At 66.0% G+C, this 23,958-nt stretch carries 22 protein-coding genes; 7 read left to right on the top strand and 15 right to left on the bottom strand.

Going from position 1 to position 23,958, the window contains the following annotated elements:
- Nucleotides 1-482: 482 nt before the first annotated feature.
- The 5 genes from OU426_RS06895 to OU426_RS06875 all read right to left on the bottom strand — a co-directional run bounded on the left by OU426_RS06895 (nt 483) and on the right by OU426_RS06875 (nt 7,266).
- Entirely contained in the window at nt 483-1,025 is a 543-nt protein-coding gene (locus OU426_RS06895; RefSeq protein ID WP_267633195.1) for an ImmA/IrrE family metallo-endopeptidase, read from the bottom strand.
- Nucleotides 1,015-1,380 (bottom strand): helix-turn-helix domain-containing protein, encoded by a 366-nt coding sequence (locus OU426_RS06890; RefSeq protein ID WP_267633194.1) that lies wholly within the window; start codon nt 1,378-1,380, stop codon nt 1,015-1,017. Before OU426_RS06890 ends, OU426_RS06895 begins: the two co-directional genes overlap by 11 nt.
- 229 nt (nt 1,381-1,609) lie before the next feature.
- On the bottom strand, nt 1,610-4,516 hold the full coding sequence (locus OU426_RS06885; RefSeq protein WP_267633193.1) for a DNA translocase FtsK: 2,907 nt from the start codon (nt 4,514-4,516) through the stop codon (nt 1,610-1,612).
- Nucleotides 4,517-4,527: 11 nt separating this feature from the next.
- A complete protein-coding gene (locus tag OU426_RS06880; RefSeq protein WP_267633192.1) occupies nt 4,528-5,703 on the bottom strand; it encodes an aminotransferase class I/II-fold pyridoxal phosphate-dependent enzyme in 1,176 nt (391 codons plus the stop codon).
- 231 nt (nt 5,704-5,934) lie between these two features.
- Nucleotides 5,935-7,266 carry an amidase gene (locus OU426_RS06875; RefSeq protein ID WP_267633191.1) on the bottom strand — a complete coding sequence of 444 codons (1,332 nt, stop codon included), beginning with the start codon at nt 7,264-7,266 and terminating at the stop codon, nt 5,935-5,937.
- Nucleotides 7,267-7,346: 80 nt separating this feature from the next.
- Here OU426_RS06875 and OU426_RS06870 point away from each other — a divergent pair, with 80 nt between their 5' ends.
- From OU426_RS06870 to OU426_RS06860, 3 genes are all read left to right on the top strand, one after another.
- A complete protein-coding gene (locus tag OU426_RS06870) occupies nt 7,347-8,567 on the top strand; it encodes an FAD-dependent monooxygenase (protein WP_267633190.1) in 1,221 nt (406 codons plus the stop codon).
- A gap of 245 nt (nt 8,568-8,812) precedes the next feature.
- Nucleotides 8,813-9,355: a ClbS/DfsB family four-helix bundle protein gene (locus tag OU426_RS06865; protein WP_267633189.1), complete on the top strand. Its 543-nt coding sequence runs from the start codon at nt 8,813-8,815 to the stop codon at nt 9,353-9,355.
- Nucleotides 9,356-9,627: 272 nt separating this feature from the next.
- Nucleotides 9,628-9,990 carry a nuclear transport factor 2 family protein gene (locus OU426_RS06860; protein WP_267633188.1) on the top strand — a complete coding sequence of 121 codons (363 nt, stop codon included), beginning with the start codon at nt 9,628-9,630 and terminating at the stop codon, nt 9,988-9,990.
- 94 nt (nt 9,991-10,084) lie between these two features.
- Here the strand turns inward: OU426_RS06860 and OU426_RS06855 are convergent, their stop codons facing one another.
- From OU426_RS06855 to trxA, 3 genes are read right to left on the bottom strand one after another with little or no spacing between them, the layout of a single operon-like run.
- A complete protein-coding gene (locus OU426_RS06855) occupies nt 10,085-10,267 on the bottom strand; it encodes a Trm112 family protein (RefSeq protein ID WP_267633187.1) in 183 nt (60 codons plus the stop codon).
- Nucleotides 10,264-10,905: an LON peptidase substrate-binding domain-containing protein gene (locus OU426_RS06850; protein WP_267633186.1), complete on the bottom strand. Its 642-nt coding sequence runs from the start codon at nt 10,903-10,905 to the stop codon at nt 10,264-10,266. Before OU426_RS06850 ends, OU426_RS06855 begins: the two co-directional genes overlap by 4 nt.
- Nucleotides 10,906-10,911: 6 nt before the next feature.
- Nucleotides 10,912-11,829, bottom strand: a complete 918-nt coding sequence (gene trxA, locus OU426_RS06845; RefSeq protein ID WP_267633185.1) for a thioredoxin — start codon at nt 11,827-11,829, stop codon at nt 10,912-10,914.
- A 212-nt stretch (nt 11,830-12,041) separates the two neighbouring features.
- On the opposite strand from trxA, the gene OU426_RS06840 reads away from it, so the two are divergent.
- On the top strand, nt 12,042-12,692 hold the full coding sequence (locus tag OU426_RS06840; RefSeq protein WP_267633184.1) for an SH3 domain-containing protein: 651 nt from the start codon (nt 12,042-12,044) through the stop codon (nt 12,690-12,692).
- Between the two features lie 106 nt (nt 12,693-12,798).
- Here the strand turns inward: OU426_RS06840 and OU426_RS06835 are convergent, their stop codons facing one another.
- The 7 genes from OU426_RS06835 to OU426_RS06805 form a co-directional block, all read right to left on the bottom strand.
- On the bottom strand, nt 12,799-14,622 hold the full coding sequence (locus OU426_RS06835) for an aminopeptidase P family protein (RefSeq protein ID WP_267633183.1): 1,824 nt from the start codon (nt 14,620-14,622) through the stop codon (nt 12,799-12,801).
- On the bottom strand, nt 14,615-15,613 hold the full coding sequence (locus OU426_RS06830; RefSeq protein ID WP_267633182.1) for an ABC transporter ATP-binding protein: 999 nt from the start codon (nt 15,611-15,613) through the stop codon (nt 14,615-14,617). The genes OU426_RS06835 and OU426_RS06830 overlap by 8 nt, the downstream gene beginning before the upstream one ends.
- Nucleotides 15,610-16,599, bottom strand: coding sequence for an ABC transporter ATP-binding protein (locus OU426_RS06825; RefSeq protein WP_267633181.1), 990 nt, complete (start codon nt 16,597-16,599; stop codon nt 15,610-15,612). The genes OU426_RS06830 and OU426_RS06825 overlap by 4 nt, the downstream gene beginning before the upstream one ends.
- Before the next feature lies 1 nt (nt 16,600).
- Nucleotides 16,601-17,455 carry an ABC transporter permease gene (locus OU426_RS06820; protein WP_267633180.1) on the bottom strand — a complete coding sequence of 285 codons (855 nt, stop codon included), beginning with the start codon at nt 17,453-17,455 and terminating at the stop codon, nt 16,601-16,603.
- Entirely contained in the window at nt 17,452-18,393 is a 942-nt protein-coding gene (locus tag OU426_RS06815; RefSeq protein WP_267633179.1) for an ABC transporter permease, read from the bottom strand. Before OU426_RS06815 ends, OU426_RS06820 begins: the two co-directional genes overlap by 4 nt.
- A 72-nt stretch (nt 18,394-18,465) precedes the next feature.
- Nucleotides 18,466-20,052, bottom strand: a complete 1,587-nt coding sequence (locus OU426_RS06810; RefSeq protein WP_267633178.1) for an ABC transporter substrate-binding protein — start codon at nt 20,050-20,052, stop codon at nt 18,466-18,468.
- Nucleotides 20,053-20,284: 232 nt separating this feature from the next.
- Nucleotides 20,285-20,884 carry a helix-turn-helix domain-containing protein gene (locus OU426_RS06805; protein ID WP_267633177.1) on the bottom strand — a complete coding sequence of 200 codons (600 nt, stop codon included), beginning with the start codon at nt 20,882-20,884 and terminating at the stop codon, nt 20,285-20,287.
- A gap of 159 nt (nt 20,885-21,043) precedes the next feature.
- Between OU426_RS06805 and OU426_RS06800 the strand changes: the two genes are divergently transcribed.
- The 3 genes from OU426_RS06800 to OU426_RS06790 are packed head-to-tail and all read left to right on the top strand — an operon-like array spanning nt 21,044 to nt 23,901.
- Complete coding sequence (locus OU426_RS06800) at nt 21,044-22,222, top strand: MFS transporter (RefSeq protein ID WP_267633176.1); 1,179 nt, start codon at nt 21,044-21,046, stop codon at nt 22,220-22,222.
- A 9-nt stretch (nt 22,223-22,231) separates the two neighbouring features.
- Entirely contained in the window at nt 22,232-23,278 is a 1,047-nt protein-coding gene (locus OU426_RS06795; RefSeq protein ID WP_267633175.1) for a glycosyltransferase family 4 protein, read from the top strand.
- Complete coding sequence (locus OU426_RS06790; protein ID WP_267633174.1) at nt 23,275-23,901, top strand: glycosyltransferase family 29 protein; 627 nt, start codon at nt 23,275-23,277, stop codon at nt 23,899-23,901. Before OU426_RS06795 ends, OU426_RS06790 begins: the two co-directional genes overlap by 4 nt.
- Nucleotides 23,902-23,958 lie beyond the last annotated feature (57 nt).

Here is a 23,958-nt window from a genome sequence, read left to right as displayed (position 1 = left end):
CGACCACATGAGTCGACTTCTTTTGCTCAGCTTTCTTGACCGTCGTGAAGCGCCCAGTGGTCGCGCTGCGGCCAATCTTGAAGGTAGATTTTGCCATTTGGATTCTCCGTATTTGGCATTTTCAGATTGGGTGGGCGATCATCGCCCACCCGAGCCTCATCTGAGGATGGCCTTACTCAGGAATGAGAATTGGCCAAGCGCGCAGACCGAACGCTTTCGCGAACAGCGTCTGGCCGGTCGCCGGGCATTTCCGCACAGAGCGGAAGATGTACCGGAAACCGGGGGGAGCCGGGGGAAGCGAGTGCTTTTCCAAGGCTACCATTCCTTCGGCAGGGCGTATCTTGCCAAATCAGCAATATCGACTTATCTTCAGTGTTTGCGAAGCACTGAATTCTTCTGCTGATCGGCTCGGCATCGTCGAGCCCCTCATGCACGATGCAGAATTCGATTGGGGCTCAGGGGCCAACCTGAGCCTCTTTCGTTTACAGTTCTCCCTTGTTCTTTAGGTCGGAAAGTCGGTTGCTGGCGGCCTCCCACGACACGCCGAAGCGTGTCATCAGGTCGGCAGACTCATCGGGGGCGAAGATATGCGCGCGCGGCATAAGAAGGGCTGCCGCGAAGCGGTTTGCTTGAGGTTCAGCGAGCATATAAGCGCGTGTACCATCTCGCTTTGAAGCACGGGCCATTGGAGCATTCTTGTGCAGAGCGAGATGCCCCAGTTCATGCGCGAAAGTGAACCTTGCACGCCCATCGCCCTCGCACGCTCGCTCGTACACATCTTCCCTGAAACGAATAAATGTGCCTTGCGGGCAAGTCAGCCCTTCAGCCCGGCCCATCTCTTGCTTCGTTCCAATTTGGAATTCAGCCACCTCCATGAGGTTGCATAAGACATTCTCAACAATACGAACGACATCTAGATAGGGAGTATTGCCAACCTTCAACATGTCGCGCAGGGCGGCGGCGCGCGCGTCAATCTGACTCCACTTCATCGGTGGCACCAAGTAGTCATCCGGATCAATCGTCATGACCCTCTCCCTTCTTTAGGATAGAAAAGATCTGGTTCAATTCTTCTTCTGAAAGAGTATTCATGCGACGCGCCATCAACCCGAAAGTGTCTCGCTGAAGCTCTGTATCGCCTTCAAGTGTGAAGGCCTTGCGCGACCGGTCGGCGGCCTGCTTGACGCGATTGGCGGCCTCTCCTGCCAAACGATACACACGAATTACGAGGTCTTCGAACCGGGCCGGCGGGGACTTTCTTCCCGTCTCGACTGCGGAAATAAAGGCGGACGAGACCTCGAGCTTCTCCGCCATGTCCAGCAGTCGTTCGTCTTCGTTGATGCGAATTCGCCGCAATTCCTTTCCGATTTCTGTGGTTGCCATAGTGGTTCTCCCGTTCTCTTCACGCCAAATATAGTGCGGCGGCGCGCAAGCGCAACCCATAAGGTTAATTTTTTTCCGTCGCAGGTTAATCGTGCGTCCGCGCCTCGGCCCCGCAGAACTGGCGTAGAAGTTGGGTGAACACTATCTGTGGCTTCGGATTTGGGCGTTAGCAAGGTTGGCGACCTTACGCCGACCCCTTGGTGCGCGGTTGGAGAGGTGTAGTGCGGCCCTACTGCTCCGGCACCAAGATCTCCCGCTTGCCCACGTGGTTGGCCGAACTGACGAGGCCCTCTTCCTCCATCTGCTCCACCAGCCGGGCGGCCTTGTTGTAGCCGATGCCGAGTTTGCGCTGGATGTAGGAGGTACTGACCTTGCGGTCCTTCAGGACCACCGCCACCGCCTGATCGTACAAGGCATCGTCGCCGTCGCCGCCGCCGAGGCCGAGGACGAGGTCGATGTCGGCCTCATCCTCCTTGTCCGGGCCGTCGACGACGCCGGACATATATTCGGGCGGGCCGAAGCTCTTCAGATGCGTCACGATCTCCTCGACCTCTTCGTCGGAAACGAAGGGCCCGTGGATGCGGGTGATGCGGCTGCCGCCGGCCATGTAGAGCATGTCGCCCATGCCCAGAAGCTGTTCGGCCCCCATCTCGCCCAGGATCGTGCGCGAGTCGATCTTCGAGGTCACCTGGAAGGAGATGCGGGTGGGGAAGTTCGCCTTGATCGTGCCGGTGATGACATCGACCGAGGGGCGCTGGGTGGCCATGATCAGGTGGATTCCGCTGGCGCGGGCCATCTGGGCGAGGCGCTGGATGCAGGCCTCGATTTCCTTGCCCGCGACCATCATCAGGTCGGCCATCTCGTCGACGATGACGACGATGTAGGGGAGTTTCTTCGGCTCGATTTCCTCGGTCTCGAAGATCGGATCGCCGGTGTCCTCATCGAACCCGGTCTGGACGGTGCGCTTGAACATCTCGCCATTGTCCAAGGCTTCCTTCACCCGGCCGTTGTAGCCGTCGATGTTGCGGACGCCCATCTTCGACATCTTGCGGTAGCGCTCCTCCATCTCTCCGACCACCCATTTCAGCGCGACGACGGCCTTCTTGGGGTCGGTGACGACGGGGGAGAGAAGGTGCGGGATGCCGTCATAGACGGACAGTTCCAGCATCTTGGGATCGATCATGATCAGGCGGCATTCCTCGGGCGAGAGCTTGTAGAGGAGCGAGAGGATCATGGTGTTGATGGCAACGGATTTGCCCGAACCGGTGGTGCCCGCGATGAGAAGGTGGGGCATCTTGGCGAGGTTTGCCACGACCGGCTGGCCGGCGATGTCCTTGCCAAGGGCCAAGGGCAGCTTGTGGTTGCCGTCGCCGAAGTCGCGGGCCGAGAGGATCTCGCGCAGCACGACCTTTTCGCGGTGGGCGTTCGGGAGTTCGATGCCGATGACGGACCGACCCGGGACGGTCGAGACGCGGGCGGAGAGGGCCGACATCGACCGAGCGATATCGTCGGCCAGGCCGATGACGCGGGAGGCCTTGAGGCCCGGGGCGGGTTCGAGTTCGTACATGGTGACGACCGGGCCGGGGCGGACCGAAACGATGTCGCCTTTCACGCCGTAATCGTCGAGGACCGATTCCAGCATGCGGGCGTTTTCTTCCAGCGCCTCGTCGGAAAGCTGGTGGCGCTGGATCGTGGTGGGGCTGGACAGCAGCGACAAGGGCGGCAGTTCGTAGGCCGGGCCCGCCGGTTCCTCGAACTTCAGCCGCGGCTGGCTTTCCGCCTCGGCCTGGCGCGAGGGGGCGGGCTTGCGGGCGGAATGGCGGATGACGCTGCGCTTGGCGTCGGCCGCGGCAAAGCCGCCCGGCTGGGCAAGGCGGGCGGGCGCGGGCGCGTAATTCGCGTCGGGGTCGATGGAGAAGGCGTCCACATCGGCCTCGTCCCATTCCTCAAGCGGCTCACCTTCCATGGCCGGCGCCAGAGGCGCGGAGGCCAGAGAAGTGACGAGCGGTTGAACAGAGGGCTTCGATAGAGGCGGCTCGACCCGGCCGGACGGCGAGGGAGCGCTGCCGCGCGCCTTCACGGCATCGGCGATGCGCGAGCGGATGCGCTCGGCGCTTGGCGCCTCGGTCTGCCAGATCATCTCGGACGGGGCCTGTTCGACCAGTTCCGGTTCCAGCTCGATTTCATCCACCGGATCTGCCGCGGTGAAGCGGCGCAGAAGGCCGGAGAAGAGCCCGCCCGACACGGGTTCCGGCGAGACCGAGAGTGGCTGCGCCCCGACATCACCGAAGCGCGGCTCCGCCCGGAGAACCGAGGCACGGCGCTGACCCACCGCAGGCGCAGCGGAGGCAAAATCCTCGGCTTCCGCCTCGTATCCGGCACTCGCCGAATAGCGGGCAAGGGCTGCGGCGCGCTCGGCCTCCTGGGCCTCGCGCCGGGCGCGGTGCCTGTCCTGCAGCCCTTGCGCGGTGCGGGCCGACATTGCGGCGCCGGTCGTCAGCGCGCGCAGGATACGGTCATAGGAGAGGATGGTCGCGAACAGGGCGCGGCGGCCGATCTGCACCAGCTCGCGCCGGTCGAAGCCCAGAACGAAGAGCATCATGGCCATGGCCAGCGCCATCAGCAGCAGCCCGGTCATCGCGAAGCTGACATTGCCAGAAGCCGGAACAACACCCATGAGCGAGCCAAAGACCGTATCGCCGAACATGCCGCCATAGCCGAAGACCTGGTTCCAGTCGGCACCCGGCTCCCGCGCGGCGAAGGCAACGGAGAGGACCGCAATCGCGATGGGCGCAAAGATCGCCCGGCCCATGGCGCGTTCCTCGCCCCGATGGGCCATGAAGCGCACCCCCCAGGTGACAAGCACGAGCGCCACGCCCCAGGCGCCGCGTCCGGCGATCACGTAAAGCGGCGCGGCGATGGCGGCGCCGATCCGGCCGAGAAGGTTCTGCACCGGCTGATCGGAGGCAGTGAACCAGCTTGGATCGTCCGGCGAATAACTCACCAGCATCAGACCCACGACGAGGCCAAGGCCAAGAAGGGCGGCGCCCATCAGCTCTTTCCCGCGCCGTTCGATCGCGGCCTGGGTCTTCTGGTCGACCAGAGGATCGCGCCTGCGTGCCTGATAAGATGCCATACGAACCGTCCCTACCTGTAAATGCAGTCGCGGAGCCGCCTGAGCCCCTGCCGCATGTCTTCCTTTGGCGCGACCATGGCCACGCGGATATAGCCCCTGCCGGGATTGTCGCCCGCCACCTCGCGGGCGAGATAGGCGCCGGGCAGCACCCGGACGCCGGTTTCTTTCCAAGCCTTCAGCGCCGCCTGCTCGCCATCCTCGACCGGAAGCCAGAGGAAGAAGCCGCCTTCCGGGCCTTTGTAGCCCTGGATCCCGGCAAAGACCTCGTCGGCGATCTTGAACTTTTCCTGATAGAGCGCGCGGTTTTCATCGACATGCGCCTCGTCGGCCCAGGCGCGCGCGCTGACCCTCTGGATCGGCAGCGGCAGCGGCGCGCCGCCATAGGCGCGGAGCTGGCGGAAACGGCGGATCGCCTCGGACCCGCCCGCGACGAAGCCTGACCTGAGACCGGCGAGGTTCGACCGTTTCGACAGGGAATGAAAGACCGCAACCCGTTCGGGGTCGGTGCCGAGTTTCGCCGCCACATCAAGCGCGCCAGTTGGGGGCGCCGTGCGCCAGATTTCAGAATAGCACTCGTCAGAGAGAAGCGTGAACCCGTAGGTCTCTGCGAGCGCGAGGAGCGTTTCCAGATAGGCGCGCGGCGCGACGGCGCCCTGCGGATTGGCGGGCGAGCAGAGATAGACAAGTGCCGTGCGTTTCAGAATATCGGGCGAGAGGCTTTCGTAATCGGGCAGAAAACCGGTCGCGGCCGTCGCGGGCACGAAGATGGGCTCGGCGCCCACCGAAAGCGCGGCCGCCGCATAGGGCTGATAGAACGGGTTCGGCATCAGGACGGCGGGTCGGCCACCCTTCGCCTCGGGGCAAAGGGCGAGGCAGGCATCGAAGAGCCCCTCGCGCGTGCCGTTCAGCGCCATGATCCGGTCGGGTGTTACGGCGGCGCCGTAGCGCCGCGCGATCCAGGCGGAGATGGCGGCCAGAAGCTCGGGCGCGCCCTCGTTCGGCGGGTAGAGCGAGAATTCGGAGAGATGGTCGTTCATGACCTCGCCCACGAAGGGCGGCATCGGATGGCGCGGCTCGCCGATGGTCATGGCAATGGGCTCGCCGCCCGGGGGATGGGCGTCGATGAGTTTCCGCAGACGCGGAAAGGCATATTCGGGCAGGTTCGAAAACCGCTCTGGAAACGCCATTCTTGCCTCAATCGCCGGGGTCGTTGCGCCCCGTTTGACGGGGACTCTAGCCAATGGCCCGGTGCGGGTCCAGAAAAAGCGAAGGTTTTGCGGCGCTTGGGATCGTACCCTGTGGCTTTTCGGCCCCGGCCGGGGCGCTTGCCCCCGAACTGCGTGCTGCCTCGCGCCCCTTTCCCCACGTTCTGTCCCGAAATACTCCGGGGAGCGCGAGGGGCAACGCCCCTCGCCTCTTCAGGCGGAAAGGGTGGTCTCCGCCGCCGCCCCGAGGCGAAGAAGCGCCTCTTCCCCCATCGCCCGGCCCATCAGCATCAGCCCGCAGGCGGGTGTGGCGGTCGGCAGGGTCAGTGCGGGCAGGCCCATCAGGTTGGCGATGCGGGTGTTGCGCAGGGCCAAGAGGTTTTCGGCGGTGAAATAGTCCGGATCGGTCTCTAGCCGGCGGGCATCGGGCGGCAGGATCGCCGCCGTCGGGGCGAGGACAGCGTCATATCCCGCGACCAGGGCCGCCCAGTCGGTGCGGATCGCATGGAGGCGGCGCCAGGCGGCGACGAAATCGGCGCCGCTGTACTGGGCGCCCGAACGGAAGCGTTCGCGCACCGGGGGATACATCCTGTCTGGCGCGGCCTCGATCACCTCGCGCCAGATGCCGTAGGCTTCGGTGGTGAAAAGGACACCGGCAAGCGCGAAGGCCTCGGTGAGGGCCGGGAAGGCAACGCGTTCGATGCGGGCGCCACGGTCGCTGAGACGCGCCAAGGCTTCATCGAAGGCGGCAAGCGGTGTGTCGCGGCAATTTTCCAGCGCAACGGTTTCGATCACGGCAAGGCGGGCGCCCTTTAGGCTCGCTCCGGTCAGATCGGCAGGCTTCGTCCCTTCGAGCGCCGCAAGCATCAGGGCGGCGTCCTCGACCGTGCGGGTCAGGGGCCCGACCGTATCGAACCGTTCGACCAGCGGCACGACCCCGCCTTTCGCGACCCGGCCATGCGTGGTCTTCAACCCGACGAGATTGTTCCAGGCCGCCGGAATGCGCACCGATCCGCCGGTGTCGGAGCCCACAGCGGCGGCGGCGAGGCCGAAGGCGACCGAGGCCGCCGCACCCGAGGAGGAGCCGCCGGGTACGAGGGCTGCGTCGTTCACGTTGGGCGGCGTCGCGGTCATCGGGTTGAGGCCGAGACCCGAGAAGGCCAGCTCTGTCATATGGGTCTTGCCGAGGCAGACGAGGCCCATGGCGGTCGCGTTCCGCAAGACCTCGGCATCGCGGCCGGGCACCCGGCCCGCGAGCAACTGCGAACCGGCTTCGGTCGCGACGCCCGCCGTATCGAAAAGATCCTTCCAGCTGACCGGCACGCCGTCGAGTGGCGAGAGCCTGAGGCCCGCCTTCGCCCGCGCCTCGGCAGCTTCCGCCTCGGCCAGCGCGCGATCCTCGGTCAGGCGGGCATAGATCCGGTCGGCGGCGGGGTCGGCATGGATCGCTGCGAGATAGTCCTCGACGAGCCATGTGGGGATGAGGTCCCCGCGCCCGATCGCCCGGCCCTGTTCCGCCGCGCTCATCCCCCGCCAATAGGTCATCCGCCCCTCCCGCTTTCGCCATGACGGTAGCGGCAAGGCGGCGCATGGACAATCCCGCGCGGGCCGCGCCATAAGGGGATATGGATCATGATGTCATCCTCATCGGCGGCGGTCTGAACGGCCCGGGTCTTGGCCTCGCGCTGGCCCGCGCGGGCCTTTCCGTCGCGGTCATCGACGCGCAACCGGCCCGGGCGCGGGCCGAGGCGGCGTTCGACGGGCGGGCCTATGCGCTTGCCATTGCCTCAAAACGGCTCCTGACGGCGATCGGCGTCTGGCCCGCACTGGCGGCAGAGGCGCAGCCGATGCTGAAGGTCGTGGCCTCGGACGGGCGACCGGGCGAAGGCGCCTCGCCCCTGCGGCTGACCTTCGACAGTGCCGAGATCGAGGAAGGGCCTGCGGGTTTCATGGTCGAGGACCGGCATCTTTACGCGGCCTTTCTGGATGCGATGCAGAGGACGCCGGGCCTGACCCATATCCCCGGTACCACCGTCACCGGCCACGAACCCGGCCCGGCGGGCGTCACCGTCTCGCTCTCGGACGAGCGGCAGCTGAGCGCGCGGATGATCGCGGCCTGCGACGGGCGCGCCTCGCCCACCGCCGCCCGCGCGGGCATCCGCCGGGTCGGCCATGCTTATGGCCAGACCGCGCTGGTCGCCGCCATCGCCCATGAACGCCCGCATAATGGCGAGGCGCATCAGTTCTTCATGCCCGCCGGACCGCTGGCCATCCTGCCCTTGACCGGCAACCGGTCGTCCATCGTCTGGAGCGAGCGGGAAGAGAGCGCCCGCGCCATCGCGGCGCTGGATGACGAAGGGTTCCTCGACCTCCTCCGCCCGCGCTTCGGAACGTTCCTTGGCGAGATTTCGCTGGCCGGTCCGCGCTTTTCCTATCCGCTGACCCTGACGCTTGCCGAACGCTATGTCGCGCCCCGGCTGGCGCTGGTGGGCGATGCTGCGCATGGCGTCCATCCGATTGCCGGACAGGGGCTGAACCTCGGGCTGCGCGACGTGGCGGCACTGGCCGAAGTGCTGGTGAATGCCCACCGCCGGGGCGAGGATATCGGCGCCGAAGACGTGCTGGAACGCTATCAGAGCTGGCGGCGGTTCGACGCCACGACGCTCGCACTCGGCATGGATGCGGTGAACGGTATCTTTTCGAACGACAATTCTCTCCTGCGCACCGGCCGCGACATGGGCCTCGGCCTCGTGAACCGTATCGCCCCCCTGCGCCGCGCCTTCATGCGGCAGGCGGCAGGCCTCACGGGGCAGACAGCGAAGCTGCTGGCGGGACAGTCGTTGTAGCCCGTCACCCGGGATTTGCCTGTGGGACGGTCCCCATCGCGGGAGCCTGGGCTTTGGCCGTGGCATTCGGCGCGCGGCAGGCCTCAGGCAACGCTGGCCAGTAATATCTAACAAGATCAATATGTTCCGGTATGATGCGGCGTAAAGTGCCACAAGCTTTGGCAGCGTGCCGCCTGCCGGAATCGCGCAAAACGTGCTAAGGGCTCGATTGACGCGCCAGCAATGACCAGAGGTACGATAGCCCCATGGCCCGACCGACGACCAAGACCGAACTGATCGAGGCGGCAGACACGCAGTTCGGGAAGCTCCTCAAACTGATCTCTTCGATGAACCCGGCAGTGCGCGCGGCGCCGCTCTTCTATGGTCCGGGCTTTGTGGGCAAGGAAGCCCACTGGGCGCGCGACAGGAACCTGCGCGACATTCTCGTGCACCTGTATGAGTGGGACCAGCTTCTGCTCAACTGGATCGCGTCGAACCGGGCCGGAGAGAACAGACCCTTCATTCCCGCGCCCTACAACTGGAAGACCTACGGCGACATGAACGTGGAGATCTGGCGCAAGCACCTGAGCACGCCTTGCGAGGAGGCGATGCGATTGCTCGAAGAGAGCCATCACAAGGTCATGGCGGCGCTCGGGCAGTTCAGCAATGAGGAGTTGTTCAGGAAAGGGGTTCTCACCTGGACGGGCACGACGACGCTCGGGTCCTACTGCGTCTCGGCCACGTCGAGCCACTACGACTGGGCGATGAAGAAGATCAGGGCGCATATCAAGGCGTCCGCCGACCTTTAGGGAGCTTGGGCCGAGGGCCTTCTCAGCGGGATCGAAGCTGGCGGCGGTTCGACGTGACCGCGCTGGCGCCGGGTATGGATGGGTAAATGGGTTTGCCCGAACGTCCGTTCGTTTCTGCGCACCAATGTGAGCCGGAATAAAGAATGTTTGGGACCTGAGCGGTTTCAAGCGTAGCATGGCCATCGAAGAGGCGCTTTTGATGTGCGCTTTCTGGTGAGCGTCTTGTCGGGTCTTCACACCTGAGGGGCTCGCGCGCAGGGGGAAATGAAGCCATGACCGACCAAGAAACTGTCGCTGCCATCGTCGACGTCGTCCACACCTACGTGACGGCCATGACCGCGGGCGATCGTCCCGCGCTTGAGCGGATATTCTTCGAGAAGGCGAGCGAAGTGGGTCACTTCGATGGCGAACTTCTCTGGAATTCTCGCGATGCGTTCATTCGTATGTGCGAGGAGGCGGCGAGTGGTGCGGCAAACGTTTCCTGGTCGATTCGCAGCCTTGCGGTTCACGGTGACATTGCGGTCGCGCATGTCGAGGATGATTGGGCGGGAATGCGTTTTGACGACCTGCTGACCCTTGTCCGCCACGAAGGAGCGTGGCGCATCGTCTCGAAGGTCTACCGGGTCCAGTCCTGACAGGGTTTGTGATGCTTGCACTCGACTCCGGACGGTAGGATCGAATGGGCCTGAGGGGCAGAAGGGCAGTGAGCGGATTGGAAAGCCCCGCCTCTCACCCGATCTCGCGCGCTTCATCCACCAGCATGATCGGGATGCCTTCGCGGATCGGGAAGGCGAGTTTGCCGGAGGTCGAGATCAGTTCCTGCCGCTCGGCATCGTATTTCAGCGGCGCCTGCGTCAGCGGGCAAACGAGGGCTTCCAGCATGCGGCGGTCGAACTCGGGGCGGTCGGTCATTGCAACTGTCCTTCCCCGTCGGCGCGGAGTGCGAATTCGATCAGCATTTGCAGGGTTTCGCGTCTGAGGGGCAGGGTCGGCGCCTCGAGTAGCGCCTGCTTGTCCTCGTGGTCGAAGGGGCAGAGCATGGCGAGCGCGTTGATCAAGACCTCGTCAGGCGCATCTTCCAGCCCCTCCCAGTCGGTGGCGAGCTTCTTCTGGGTGAAGAAGCGGCGGAGGAGATCGAGGAAGGCGGGGCGGTCGAACCGTTCGTCGGTCTCTGGTTGGCCAAGGTCACGCTCGAACCCTTGCCAGCTGATCTCGGCGCGGAGGTAGGGGGTGAAGCCGGTGACTTCGCGGGTCAGGCGGAAGCGGCTTATGCCGGACAGCGCGATCATGTAGCGGCCATCCTCGGTCTCGTTGAACGAGGTAAGGCGACCGGCGCAGCCGATGGCCGAGAGGCGCCTTTGCCCTTCGGGGGCGGGGCGGGGCTGGATGATGCCGATGAGGCGTTCGCGCGATTTCAGCACATCGTCGAGCATCGCGAGATAGCGCGGTTCAAAGATATGGAGCGGCAGCCGCCCGCGCGGCAGGAGGAGAGCGCCCGGCAGCGGGAAGAGCGCGATCACCTCAGGCAGGTCTGCGGGCTTCAGGAGCATAGGGCCTCAGACGAAGACCATGGACGACAGCTTGCGGCGGCCCTTCAGCACGATCGGATCGTTGGGTTTCAGCGCGTCGAATATCTTGAAGAGCTGGGCCTTGGCGGCGCCGCCGTTCCATTCGCGGTCGCGGCGGAAAAGCTCGAGAAGTTCCTCGACCGCGCCTTCGACCTTGCCCGCGGCGTGCAGCGCGAGCGCGAGGTCGTAGCGGGCCTGATGGTCGTCGGGCGCGGCGAGCGTGCGGTTGAGAAGCTCGGTCACCGGGCCGGCGCTTTCGGCCTGGCGGGCGAGGTCGAGCTGGGCGCGGGCGGCTTCGACCTCTTGCGCTTTCGCGATCTTTTCCGGCGCGGATTTCAGAAGCGCCTCGGCCTGGTCGAGATTGCCCATGGCGAGATGCGCGCGCACGAGGCCGCCGAAGGCGGGCGCGCTTTCGGGTTCCTCGCCCAAGATCGCGGCGAAGGTTTCGGCGGCATCGACGGCGGCGCCTTCGGCGAGCATCTCTTCGGCCGCCGCGATCGCGTCGGAAAGGCCACCGTCACCGGCGAGCGTCGCGAGTTTGGCCACGAATTCCTTGATCTGCGAGCCGGGAATCGCGCCCTGGAAGCCGTCGACGGGCTTGCCCTGCCAGAAGGCATAGACCGTGGGGATCGACTGGATGCGCAGCTGCGCGGCGATCATCTGGTTTTCGTCGACATTGACCTTGGCCATGCGGACCTTGCCGCGCGCCGCCGTCACCTCGGCCTCGAGCGCGGGGCCGAGCGTCTTGCAAGGCCCGCACCAGGGTGCCCAGAAATCGACGATCACCGGGATCTCGCGCGAGGTCTCGATCACATCCTTCATGAAGGTCGCTTCGGTGACGTCGCGGATGAGATCACCCACAGACGGGCTGTCGGACGGGGCGGGCTTCTGGCCGAATTCCAGCATGGCGGTCCTCTTAGAGCGTATGGATCCTATATGAGCGCTTCGCCCGCAAAGGCCAAGAGGGGCTGACTGGCGAATTCCCGCCCGTTCAGGGACATGGGCCGTAGAGCGCGGGAACCGGACTCTCCGGCCGGGGGTTCTTTCGTCCGAGCGCCGCAGTTCAACCCCGAACAGTCGGGACCGCGGTGCGGGCACGAACATTGAAGGAGTATATCATGTTCAAGAAGCTTGTGATCTCGGCCGGTATTGTCGGCCTGATGGGTTCCGGCGCCGCGATGGCGATGGAATCGGCGGCGACGACCGATCTGAACCTGCGCCAGGGCCCCGGCCCGCAATATGCAATCGTCGGCGTGATCCCGGCGGGTGCCGCCGTCGAGGTCGAAGGCTGCGTGGACGCCGCCAACTGGTGTCAGGTGACCTATGAGGGCAACACCGGCTGGTCTTTCGGCGACTATCTGACCACGAAGGTCGGCGAAGAACCGATGATCCTGACGATGGACCGCACCAAGACCCAGGTGAAGACGGTGGTCTATGAGGAAAACAAGGATGCCGCGGCTGCGGCGGGTGGCACGATGGGTGCCATCGCTGACGCGCTGATCGCCGGTCCGGCCGGCGCCGCGGTCGGCATGGTCGCCGGTGCGGCGGCGGGCGGCGAGTCTGCCCCTGACACCAAGGTAACCACCTACGTCACCGAGAATCCGGTCGATTACATCTATCTGGACGGTGAGGTTGTGGTCGGCGCGGGCGTTCCCGATACCGTGACTGTCTATCCGGTTCCGGAAAGTGAATATTCCTATGCCTATATCAACGGCGTTCCGGTCGTGATCAACAATGCGGACCACAGCATCGTCTATATCGTCCGCTAAGGTGGGACAGGCTGTCGAGCGCAGCCGCCGTCCGGTCCGCCTCTGGACCGGATGACGGGGAAACCCGGGTCAGAGATGACCCGGGTTTTCTTATGCCTTCGCCCCGTCAGAGCGCCGCGGGGGTCTGGCCATGCAGCCAGGCCAGCGCGCGGGCGCTGAGGGACGGGCCGATGCGCCGCGCGACGTCGGCGTGGTAGGCAGAGAGCCAGGCGCGTTCGGCGGCACTGAGCGCGGAGAGGTCTATCAGATCGCGCTGGAAGGGCACGAGCGTGAGCGATCGGAAGGCGAGGAAACCGTCCGGTTCTTCGACGATCTCGACGGTATTCTCCAGCCGGATGCCGAATTTGCCCTCGCGGTAGAGGCCGGGCTCGATGGTCATGACCATGCCGGGCTGCAGGTCGACCGGATTGTATCTGCGCCCCAGCCGGGCGGGATGTTCGTGGACCGACAGGCAGTGACCGACGCCATGGCCGGTGCCATGGTCATAGTCGGCACCGATATCCCAGAGCGGGCGGCGGGCGATGGCATCGATATGATGGCCCTGCGTGCCGCGCGGGAAGCGCAGCGAGACAAGGGCGTGGAAAGCGCGGAAGACCGCCGTCGCGGCGGCGCGATAGCCGTCTGGCAGCGGGCCGCCGAAGGTGAAGATGCGTGTCGCGTCGGTGGTGCCGATGTCATATTGCGCGCCCGCGTCCAGAAGGTAGGGCGTGCCGGGGCGGAGGATCGCGCCGCCGGAGGCCGGTGCATGATAGTGGCACATGGCGGCATTGGCGCCGGAGGCCGAGATGGTGGCGAAGCTCTCGCCGAGATAGCCTTCATGTGCTGCCCGGAAGGCAGCCAGCCGTTCGGCGGCCTCGTGCTCGTTCACCGGTTTGCCAGCGGCGGCGCGGGCGGGCACGGATTCCGCCAGCCAGGCGGAGAACTCGGTCCAGGCGATGCCGTCGGAGATGTGGCAGGCGCGCATGCCAGAGAGTTCGGCCGCATGTTTCACCGACTTGGCAGCGGTGGCCCAGCCGGGTTCGGCCAGCACCTCGGCGCCCTGCGCCTGAAGGGCAAGGCGGACGGCGGCGGGCGAACGGTCTGGGTCGATCAGGGCGCGGGTTCCTGGCGCCGTCGCCGCGATATGGGGCAGGAAATCGGCGGGCGGCGCGAGGGTGAGGCTCGCAGGCAGATGATCGGCGAGGTCAGTGCCGATCTTGGCCGGATCGACGAACCAGCGGATATGGCCATTTGCGTCGACGGTCAGGAAGGACTGCGGCGCGGGCAGGAAACGCGTGTCGGCGCCGCGCACGTTCAGAAGCCAGGCGATATTGTCGGGCTGGGTCTCGACATAAAGCCCCGCGCCGCGCGCCGCCATATGAGCGAGAAGTGCGGTGCGTTTGTCGGCGGCGCTGCGGCCCGCATATTGCAGCGGCATCGGCCAGACCTTGCCTTGCGGCGCGTCTGGCCGGTCGTGCCAGATCGCATCGACCGGGTTCTGATCGAGCGGGATCAGCGCGGCGCTGGTCGGGGCAAGCGCCGCCGCGAACCGGTCGTGCCACGAGGGCGGCAGAAGCATGGCATCGAAGCCGACGCGCCAGCCGGGCCGGGCGGCGGTGGCGAGCCAGGCCTCGGGCGGCTCTGCCTCGATATGGTAATGCTGGAAGAGACGCGGCGGACATTCGGCCAGCGCCTGCACCCGGTAGCGGCCATCGACGAACAAGGCCACCGTATCGGCGGTGACGATGGCCAGCCCCGCGGTGCCGGTGAAACCGGTGACATGGGCGAGCCTCTCGTCGCAGGGCGCGAGATATTCGCCCTGATGGGCGTCGTAGCGCGGGACGAGGAGGGCATCGAGCCGCCGCGTCGCCAGTTCGGCGCGCAGGGCGGCAAGCGTCGCAGCAATATGCGCGGCGGTGGGCACCGCAGCCCGGGACAGGTCGTCAGCCATTCAGGGCAATCTCATCGGCATGGTGGCAGGCCACTTCGCCACGCCCGGCGATCGGACGCAGGTCGGGGCGCGCCGTGCGGCAGATGTCGGTGGCGCGTGGGCAGCGCAGGTGGAAGGGGCAGCCGGGCGGGATATTCAGCGGCGAGGGCAGTTCGCCTTGAAGCCGTGCCCCCCGGCCCCGGTCTGCCGGATCGAGCGAGGGCGCGGCGGAGAGAAGCGCCTGCGAATAGGGATGGGTCGGCGCGGAAAAGAGGCTTTCGCTGTCACCGATCTCGACAATCCGGCCGAGGTAGATGACCGCGACCCGGTTCGAGACATGGCGGACGAGCCGCAGGTCGTGGGCGACGAAGAGGATGGTGAGGCCGAGCCTTTCCTGCAGTTCGAGAAGCAGGTTCACCACCTGCGCCTGAACCGAGACATCGAGGGCCGAGACGAGCTCGTCTGCGATCAGCACCTCGGGCTCGACGGCGAGCGCGCGCGCGATGGCGATCCTTTGGCGCTGGCCGCCGGAAAACTCGTGCGGGAGTTTTTCCGCCGCGTCCTGCGGCAGGCGGACGAGGTCGAGGAGTTCGGCCACGCGGGCCGGGATCTCGGCAGCCGGGCGCATGCGGTGGACGCTCAGCGCCTCGGTCAGGATCTGGCCGCAGGTCATGCGGGGATTGAGCGAGGAATAGGGATCCTGAAACATCATCTGGACCCGGCGGTTGTAGGTCCGGTCGCGGCGGGTATGGGCGGCAAAGATGTCCTCGCCGCCGAAGCTGACGGTTCCGGCGGTCGGGCGGTAGAGCCGGACGACGGCGCGGGCAAGCGTGGACTTGCCACAGCCCGATTCACCGACGATGCCCAGGGTTTCGCCGCGCCGGAGGTCGAGGTCGATACCGTTCAGCGCCCGCACCGCCCGGCCGGGGCGGCGGGCGATCAGATCGGCGAAACTGCGGCCGAGCGGGAAGGCAAGATGCAGGTCACGGATTTCGAGGACCGGGGCGCTCATGCCGCGTCTCCCTTCGCGAGGCTTACCGGATGGTGGCAGGCCGCGGAGCGGCCGGGGGCAAGGCGGTTCAGAGCCGGATCGGTCGCGGTGCACTGGGCGCTGGCCGAGGGGCAGCGCGGCGCGAAGGCGCAGCCTTGCGGCAGCGCGTCGAGCGCGGGCGGGGTGCCCGGCACGGAATAAAGCGCCGTGCGCGGCGCGACGCCTTCGGGGACGGACCGCATCAGGCCCATCGTATAGGGATGGCGGGGGTCGGAAAGGAGGGGGGCTACCGGCGCCTCCTCGACGATCCGGCCGGCATACATGACCGCGACCCGGTCGCAGGTCTGGGCGACGACGCCGAGATCGTGGGTCACGAGGATCACCCCCATCTCATATTCGCGGGCAAGCCCGAGGATCAGGTCGAGGATCTGCGCCTGGATCGTCACGTCGAGCGCGGTCGTGGGCTCATCGGCCAGAAGAAGCTGGGGCCGCGCGGCCAGCGCGATGGCGATCATCACGCGCTGGCGCATGCCGCCCGAGAACTGGTGGGGATAGTCATCGAGCCGTGCGGCCGCCGAGGGGATGCCGACATGGTCAAGCATCTCGATTGCGCGCCTGCGGCGTTCGCTGCGGCCAAGGTCTGTGTGCGCCTTCAGGACCTCGGTCAGTTGCATCCCGACGGTGAGAAGCGGGTTCAAGGAACTCATCGGTTCCTGAAAGATCATCGCGATCTCTCGGCCACGCACCGAGCGCAGCGCGCGTTCGGACAGAGACGCGATGTCGCGGCCCTTCCACCGGACCTCGCCGGTGACGGTGCCGTAATGGCGCGAAAGGCCGAGGATCGAACGCAGTGTCACCGACTTGCCCGAACCGCTTTCGCCGACAAGGCCCAGAACCTCGCCGCGGCCAAGGGTGAAGGACACGTCGCGCACCGCAGGCAGGGCGCGGCCAGCGCGGGCGAAGGTGGTGGATAGGTTCCTGACCTCAAGGATCGTGTCGCGTGTCATGTCAGCCCCTCGGCCTCAGAAGGTCTGCCATGGCGTCGCCCAGAAGCGAGAAGCCGAGGCCGGTCAGGACGATGGCGATGCCGGGCATCAGGCTGAGCCACCAGGCGGTGGTGAGGAAATTGCGGCCCTCGGCGATCAGGACGCCCCATTCGGCCTGCGGCGGCTGGGCGCCGAGGCCGAGATAGCCGAGCGACGAGCCGAGGAGGATCGCGAGCGCCATGTCGGTCATCCAGTAGACGATGACCGGGGTGATGGCGTTCGGCAGAAGGTGGCGGAAGATGATGCGCCGGTCGGAATAGCCCATCACAAGGCCCGCGGCGGCATAATCGTTGCCCATCTGGCCGATCACCTCGGCGCGCATCAGCCGGGCATAATAGACCCAGCCCACCAACGTGATCGCCACATACATGTTCACGAGCCCCGGCCCCAGAACCGCGACGACGGCGATGACGAGAACGAGAAAGGGGAAGGTGATGATCGCATCGACGAAGCGGCCGAAGATCATGTCGGCAACACCCCGGTAATAGCCCACGAGCGCGCCGACCGTCACGCCGATCAGAAGCGCGAAGATTGTGGCGAGGATCGCCATCTGCATGTTGATCCGGTAGGCCCAGATCACCCGGGACAGGGCATCGCGCCCCAGCATGTCGGTGCCGAACGGATGGGCGGCGGACGGCGGCTGGCCGACCGCGGTATAGTCGATGAAATTCGGATCATAGGGCGCGAAGAGCCCGGGAAAGAGCGCCAGAAGCGTCGATAGGCCGATGATCGCCGCGCCCAGAAGGAAGCCCGGGCGGCGGAGCGCGAGCGCGAGGCGCGAGCGGCCTTTGGGCAAGGATAGGGTCACATCACTCATGTCAGCCGCATCCTCGGGTCGAGCCAGCTTTGCACAAGGTCGGTCAGCAGGAAGACCGCCGAGACAAGGACGGCGAAGGTGAGCGTGAGGCCCTGGATCAGCGGATAGTCGCGGGCGAAGATCGCTTCCAGCATCAGCCGCCCGACGCCGGGCACGGCGAAGACCGTCTCGGTCACCAGTGTCCCGCTCATCAGGTTGCCGATGGAAAGCCCGAGGAGGGTGACGGTCGAGATCAGCGCGTTCCTCAGCACATGGCGGCCGAGGATCAGGCGCGACGGCAGGCCCTTGGCGCGGGCGAACTGGACATATTCGGCGTCCAGAACCTCGATGATCGCGGCGCGCAGGTTCCGCATCACGATGGCGGATGTGTAAAGCGCGATGGTCATCGCAGGCAGGAAGAGCTGGTGGAGGTTTTCAAGGAAACCATGCCCGATGCCGCCGACCGGAAAGAGCCGCGCGCGGGCGGCAAGGAAGGTCAGAAGGACGAGGCCGATATAGAAGACCGGCATGGAAAGGCCGACCTGGAAGATGGCGCGGATCGCCGCGTCGGGCCAGCGGCCGCGATTGAGCGCGGCAACGAAAGCCAGAGGCCCGGCGATCAGGAGCGAGAGGGTCACGGCATAGAGGGTCAGGAAGGCGGTGGTAGGCAGCCGGTCGAGGATCACGCCGAGTGCGGGGGCCTTCATCAGGATCGAGCGGCCGAGATCGCCTTGCAGCGTGTTGGTCAGGAACAACCAGAACTGTACGAGCAGGGGCTGGGTCAGCCCCAGCCGTTCGCGGATCGCCGCGAGGTCGGCGTCGGAAGCCTTGTCACCCGCGATGGCAATTGCCGGATCGCCGGGCAAGAGCCGCACGAGCAGAAAGATGATCACCATCACGATGGCAAAGGTCGGCACCATGAGCAGGAGCCGCTTCGCGATATAGGCCAGACTTTGCATGGAACCTCTGGAAAGAAGGCGCCGCCGCAGGGGGCGTTCGGGGGAACGGTGCGGCGGCGCTTGCGGCCAGCCTCAGCGGCTGACCGTCGCCTCTTCGAAGACATTGGCGCCGAGAGGGGTCTGGACATAGCCCGAGACCTGTTTCGACACTGCGACCGCGAAGGGGGTTTCGTACATGAAGAGAAGCGGCGCGGCTTCGGCGTAGATCTTCTGCATCTGCGCGAATGCGTCGCCGCGTTTGGCCGGGTCCATCTCGGTCTGGGCCGCTTCATAGAGGCTGTTGAAAGTCGCATCCTCCCAGCCGGTGCCCACCGCTTTCGCGGTCGGCGTATGGCCGAGCCAGCCGACGACCTGGCTGGCGTCGTTCACGTCGTTCACCCAGCCGTAGGTGTGGATGTCGAACTCGCCTGCGCGGTTCTTGGCGCCGCGGGTCGGGCCGTCGACCTGCTCGACCACGAGGTCGATGCCAAGGGGCGCCCACATCTGCTGAAGGGCGGCAAAGATCGTCGCATCGTCGGCGGAACCGGCGAGCGTGGTGAAGGTGATCTTGGTGCCTGCGGGCAGACCGGCTTCAGCAATGAGCGCCTTGGCCTTTTCGAGGTCATAGCCGTAGAGCGGATCCATGTTGATCGAATCCTGCGTCGCTGCCGCCATCAGAGGCGAGGACATCGGTTTGCCCGCACCATGCAGGACGAGGCCGATCAGCGCCGCCTTGTCGGTCGCGTAGTTCAGCGCCTGCCGCACGCGGACGTCGGCCAGCGGGTTGGGCGAGCCGTCTGCCCGCGTGGCGCGGACGTTGATCGGCGAATAGATGATCCGGGTCGAGGGGAAGAGCTCCATATTGAGCTTCCCGTCGGCCTTCAGTTCCGCCACCCGAGCGAAGGGTACGAACTCGGCCACGTCGACCTCGCCCGCCTGCAGCTTCAGGATGCGGGTCGCGTCATCGGGGATGACCTGGAAATGCACGCCGTCGAGATAGGGCAAGGGCTTGCCGTCGGCGCCCTGGCGCCAGTAGCCCTTGTTGGCGCAGAAATCCATCGTGGCGCCCTGTTCGAAGCCACAGAGGTAGAAGGGGCCGGAACCGACGCCCGGCCCGCCCTTGGCGAAGATCGCGGCGGATTTTTCCTGATCGGTGGCGCCCGGCGCGGAATCGAAGGCGGCCTTCGAAACGATTGCGGTGTTGAAGGTCGCGAGCATCGTGAGGATGGTCGGGTCGGGGGTCTTGAGCGCGATGGTGATCGTGTCGCCGTCGGCGGTGATGCTGTCGATCGAACCGATGAGACCGGCCCAGGACGAGAGATCGCCGTTCCTCGCCCGGTCGAGCGAGAAAACCACGTCGGTGCCGGTGAGCGGGCTGCCATCGGCGAAGGTCACGCCGGAACGGAGCTTCAGCGTCACGGTCTTGCCGTCGGCGGACAGTTCGTGGCTTTCGGCCAGCCCCGGCTCCACCGACTTGCCGTCGGCGCCAAGGCGCAGAAGCGTGTCAAAGAGGCTGCCGACCATCCAGATGTCGGGGTTGCGGTCGGCATAGATCGGATCGACGAGCTGCGATCCGTCATAGCGGGCGAAGTTGAGGATGCCGCCGCGATCCTGCGCGAAGGCAGGGGTGCCGAGGACGGCGGCGAGCGCGAGGGCCGAAGCGATGCGCCGGGTATTCATGGTGACCTCCCAGTCGATTTGGTTGTGTGATTCGATTTTGTGTAAGCCTGAATAAACGACTTCTCCAAAATACTATAATTTTTTTTAGTATTGATGCAGAAGAAATCAGCTCATGGCCCGAAGCGCCCCGTCGCTGACGGCCAGACAGACCGGCGGGAGCCGATTTCTTTCAAGAAATCGGACCGGAGCCTTTCCAAAACTCCGTCGGCCCTACGGCAGGGTTGTTCTGGGTTCAGGCCTTCTGCGCGGGCCTGCGCACGGGAGAGGTGGTCACCCAAAGCTCGACCGACCCCTCATCGCCGAGCACGATCGAATGATGCGGGCGGGTCGTGTCATGGTGGATGCAATCGCCCGGTTCGAGCAGATAGGTCTGGTCCCCCAGATGATATTCGAGCCGCCCGGAGAGGAGATGCAGGAAGGCTTCGCCGGTATGGCACATCTTTTCCGACACATGTCCGGCGGGGCGATGGACGATCTGGGGATGCATGAGCGCACCGGCGAAGCCGGGGCCCAGCATTTCGTAGAACCGCCGCTCGGCGCCCAGAATGAAGGTGCGGCGCTTGTCATGCGGCACATGGGCCGAGAAATCCTCGGGCACGCTGACGAGCTGTTCGATCGTGGTCTGCAGCGCGGCGGCGATGGCCATGAGCGAGGAAAGCGACGGGGCCGAGAGGCCGCGCTCGACCTGGGAAATGAAGCCGGTGGTCAGTTCTGCCGCCGAGGCCACCCCTTCGAGCGTCATGCCAAGCACCTTGCGGCGATGGCGGATCGCACGGCCGAGTGGCGGCACTTCGGGCGCCTTGCGCGGGCGCTTCGCCGGTTTCTGGTCCATCTGCTCCTCCCCGAGCCGTCCGGCCACCAAGCAGGCCACTAAAACTGATTTTAGTATATCTAAACCGACCTCGGCGGGAAGGTAAAGACGAAGCTGCGCGGACCCCTTGCGGGCGCCGGCCGCTTGGCACAGGGTGCCGCGGCGAAGCGGGAGGGCAGGATGGCGGCAGGTCTGGTATGTCTGGTGGCGGCCTATGTGCTGAGCCAGTTCTTCCGCTCGTTCCTCGCGGTGCTGACGCCGGTCCTTGGCACCGAACTCGGCGCCGGGCCGGACGATCTGGCCATCGCCTCGGGCCTGTGGTTCATCGCCTTCGCGCTGATGCAGTTTGCGGTGGGCTCTGCGCTCGACCGGCTCGGGCCGCGGCGGACGGCGGCGGCGCTGTTGGCGGTGGGCGGCGGCGGCGGGGCGCTGATCTTTGCGCTGGCTACGGCGCCCTGGCATCTGTGGCTCGCGATGGCGCTGATCGGCATCGGCTGTTCGCCCGTCCTGATGGCATCCTATTTCATTTTCGCGCGGGTCTATCCGCCCAAGGTCTTCGGGGCGCTTGCCGGGCTGACGGTCGGCGTCGGATCGCTTGGCATTATCGTGGGATCGGCGCCCCTGGCCTGGATCATCGGTGCGATTGGCTGGCGGGCGACGCTGGGCGCGCTGACGGCGATCACGCTTCTGGTGGCGGCGGGCATTCTGGTTCTGGTGCGCGATCCGGCCCCGGCGGCGGAGGCGCGGACGGAACCGGGCACGTTTGGCGACCTCTTCGCGATCCGCGCGCTCTGGCCGGTCGCGGCGCTGATGCTGGTGGCCTACGCCCCGGCGGCGGTGATCCGGGGCCTGTGGGCCGGGCCTTACCTCAGTGGCGTCTATGGCGCGGATGCCGACGGGATCGGCCTTGCAACGCTGGTGATGAGCCTCGCCATGGTCGCGGGCAATCTGGTGATCGGACCGCTTGACCGGCTGGTCGGGTCACGGAAATGGAGTGTCGTCGCCTGCGTCAGCCTGTCGGCACTGGCGCTTGGCGCACTCGCCTATGCCCCGGCGGCAGGCTTCTGGACGGCGGCGGTGCTTTTGGCGGTGCACGGATTTTTCGGCGCCACCTACCCCGCGATCATGGCCCATGGCCGCAGCTTCCTGCCGCCGCATCTGATCGGGCGCGGGGTGAGTTTCATCAACATGTTCTCGATCGGAGGAGCGGGGATCATGCAGTTCGCCTCGCGCCCGGTCTATCGTGCGATGGAGGGCGGCAGCGCCGAGGCGACCTTCCGGGGCCTCTTCCTCTTCTTCCTTGTGCCTCTCATCGCCGGTCTGGCGATCTACCTTTTCAGCCGCGACGAACGGGTCTAGTCAGGGGGGATGAAGCGCCCTTCCCCGCCTGACATCGCCGTCATCGCCCCGAACCTGAAACGCCGCCTCTCGGGCGTGACGACAACCGTGGTGCGGCTTCTGCCCTTGCAGGCGCGCATGATCGGCATCGTGGCGACCGGGCCGGGCCTGCCGGATCATCTGCCGCACCTGGCCCTCTGGCGCTGCTTCCTTTTGCCGCGCGTCCGTTGGCGCGTCTGGCATGCGCGGCGGAATACCGAGATGGCGCTGGGGCTGATCCTCCGGCATCTCTTTCGCCGCAGGCTGCGGCTTCTTTTCACCTCTGCCGCCCAGCGCCATCACAAGGGCTTTACCAAATGGCTGATCCGGCGCATGGACCGGGTGGTGGCGACCTCGCCGCAGGCGGCCTCCTACCTTGAGGTGCCCGCAACGGTGGTGATGCATGGCGTCGATTGTCAGATCTTTGAGCCTGCGACGGACAAGCGCGCGCTGCGGCGGGAACTAGGGTTGCCGGAGGAGGCCTGCCTGATCGGCTGTTTCGGGCGTATCCGCGCGCAGAAGGGCGTCGATCTGATGGTCGATGCCGCGCTGGCGCTTCTGCCGGGGCGACCCGAAGTGCAGATGATCTTTACCGGCCGGGTCACGGACGACCAGAAAGGCTTTTTCGAGGAACAGCAGGCGCGGCTTAGGGCCGCCGGTGTCGCCGACCGCGTGCATTTTCTGGGCGAGATCGACTGGGACGCGGTGGCGCGGCACTACCGGGCGCTCGATCTCTTCTGCGCGCCCGCGCGCTGGGAAGGGTTCGGGCTGACGCCTCTGGAGGCGATGGCCTCTGGTGTGCCGGTTGTCGCCTCGCGCGTGGGTGCTTTCGAGGCGCTGATCCGGCCGGGGGAGACCGGAACGCTGGTGGCGGCCGGAGACGCGGCGGCGCTGACCGAGGCGATCCGCGACTGGATCGACGATCCGGCGCGTCTTGCCGCGGCCGGGCCGGTGGCGCGGGCGCATGTCGAGACGAACCACCGGATCGAGGGCGAGGCCGAGAGGCTTGTCGCAATCTACCGCGAGATGCTGGCATGAACCGGTTTTCCTTCCTGATGGCGCGGACGCTGCGGCAGGAGGCGCCGCTGATGGCGCTGTCGGCGGGGCGGGCCAGCCTGATGGCGGCGCTTGAAAGAAAGAGCGTCGCGCTTGTGGGCAATGCGCGGTCGCTGGAGGCGGGCACTTTCGGGGCGGAGATCGACGCGGCCGATATCGTAATCCGCATCAACCGGGCACCGATGCCCTCTGCCATCTCTCACGGCACGCGGACCGACTGGCTGGCGCTGGCGACCTCGATCGGAGCGGCGGACATGGAGCGGGTGCGGCCCGCGCGGATTCTGTGGATGTCGCACAAAAGGAAGCGGCTGCCGTGGCAGGTGGCGTCCTCTCCGGGCTTCTACCTGCATCCGCTGGAAGACTTCGGGCGGCTGAAGCAAGTGCTTGGCGCGCCGCCGACGACCGGGCTGATGATGATCGACCTGCTGGCGGCGAGCGGATTGGCGACACTGTCGCTTTACGGATTCGATTTCTTCGCCTCGCTGTCGCTGACCGGCAGCCGGACGGCAGACCAGGTGCCACATGATTTCGGGGCAGAGGCCGCGTTCGTGGCCGATCTGATGGCCCGCGACGGGCGCATTTCGCGGCAGGCTGCCCACGGGTAACTTCCCAAATGCCGCGCTGCCGCATCTTTCGCTTTTATTGCCGAAACTGATCGGATA

It is taken from the genome of Frigidibacter sp. RF13 (genome assembly GCF_026626305.1).
GTDB lineage: Bacteria > Pseudomonadota > Alphaproteobacteria > Rhodobacterales > Rhodobacteraceae > TMP-24.
This window is presented reverse-complemented; position numbering and strand designations above follow the sequence as displayed.

What these genes read in the sequence shown, in the direction of transcription:
- OU426_RS06895 (WP_267633195.1), bottom strand. Translation starts at nt 1,025, where the DNA reads ATGACGATTGATCCGGATGACTACTTGGTGCCACCGATGAAGTGGAGT.
- OU426_RS06890 (WP_267633194.1), bottom strand. Translation starts at nt 1,380, where the DNA reads ATGGCAACCACAGAAATCGGAAAGGAATTGCGGCGAATTCGCATCAAC.
- OU426_RS06885 (WP_267633193.1), bottom strand. Translation starts at nt 4,516, where the DNA reads ATGGCATCTTATCAGGCACGCAGGCGCGATCCTCTGGTCGACCAGAAG.
- OU426_RS06880 (WP_267633192.1), bottom strand. Translation starts at nt 5,703, where the DNA reads ATGGCGTTTCCAGAGCGGTTTTCGAACCTGCCCGAATATGCCTTTCCG.
- OU426_RS06875 (WP_267633191.1), bottom strand. Translation starts at nt 7,266, where the DNA reads ATGACCTATTGGCGGGGGATGAGCGCGGCGGAACAGGGCCGGGCGATC.
- OU426_RS06870 (WP_267633190.1), top strand. Translation starts at nt 7,347, where the DNA reads ATGGATCATGATGTCATCCTCATCGGCGGCGGTCTGAACGGCCCGGGT.
- OU426_RS06865 (WP_267633189.1), top strand. Translation starts at nt 8,813, where the DNA reads ATGGCCCGACCGACGACCAAGACCGAACTGATCGAGGCGGCAGACACG.
- OU426_RS06860 (WP_267633188.1), top strand. Translation starts at nt 9,628, where the DNA reads ATGACCGACCAAGAAACTGTCGCTGCCATCGTCGACGTCGTCCACACC.
- OU426_RS06855 (WP_267633187.1), bottom strand. Translation starts at nt 10,267, where the DNA reads ATGACCGACCGCCCCGAGTTCGACCGCCGCATGCTGGAAGCCCTCGTT.
- OU426_RS06850 (WP_267633186.1), bottom strand. Translation starts at nt 10,905, where the DNA reads ATGCTCCTGAAGCCCGCAGACCTGCCTGAGGTGATCGCGCTCTTCCCG.
- trxA (WP_267633185.1), bottom strand. Translation starts at nt 11,829, where the DNA reads ATGCTGGAATTCGGCCAGAAGCCCGCCCCGTCCGACAGCCCGTCTGTG.
- OU426_RS06840 (WP_267633184.1), top strand. Translation starts at nt 12,042, where the DNA reads ATGTTCAAGAAGCTTGTGATCTCGGCCGGTATTGTCGGCCTGATGGGT.
- OU426_RS06835 (WP_267633183.1), bottom strand. Translation starts at nt 14,622, where the DNA reads ATGGCTGACGACCTGTCCCGGGCTGCGGTGCCCACCGCCGCGCATATT.
- OU426_RS06830 (WP_267633182.1), bottom strand. Translation starts at nt 15,613, where the DNA reads ATGAGCGCCCCGGTCCTCGAAATCCGTGACCTGCATCTTGCCTTCCCG.
- OU426_RS06825 (WP_267633181.1), bottom strand. Translation starts at nt 16,599, where the DNA reads ATGACACGCGACACGATCCTTGAGGTCAGGAACCTATCCACCACCTTC.
- OU426_RS06820 (WP_267633180.1), bottom strand. Translation starts at nt 17,455, where the DNA reads ATGAGTGATGTGACCCTATCCTTGCCCAAAGGCCGCTCGCGCCTCGCG.
- OU426_RS06815 (WP_267633179.1), bottom strand. Translation starts at nt 18,393, where the DNA reads ATGCAAAGTCTGGCCTATATCGCGAAGCGGCTCCTGCTCATGGTGCCG.
- OU426_RS06810 (WP_267633178.1), bottom strand. Translation starts at nt 20,052, where the DNA reads ATGAATACCCGGCGCATCGCTTCGGCCCTCGCGCTCGCCGCCGTCCTC.
- OU426_RS06805 (WP_267633177.1), bottom strand. Translation starts at nt 20,884, where the DNA reads ATGGACCAGAAACCGGCGAAGCGCCCGCGCAAGGCGCCCGAAGTGCCG.
- OU426_RS06800 (WP_267633176.1), top strand. Translation starts at nt 21,044, where the DNA reads ATGGCGGCAGGTCTGGTATGTCTGGTGGCGGCCTATGTGCTGAGCCAG.
- OU426_RS06795 (WP_267633175.1), top strand. Translation starts at nt 22,232, where the DNA reads ATGAAGCGCCCTTCCCCGCCTGACATCGCCGTCATCGCCCCGAACCTG.
- OU426_RS06790 (WP_267633174.1), top strand. Translation starts at nt 23,275, where the DNA reads ATGAACCGGTTTTCCTTCCTGATGGCGCGGACGCTGCGGCAGGAGGCG.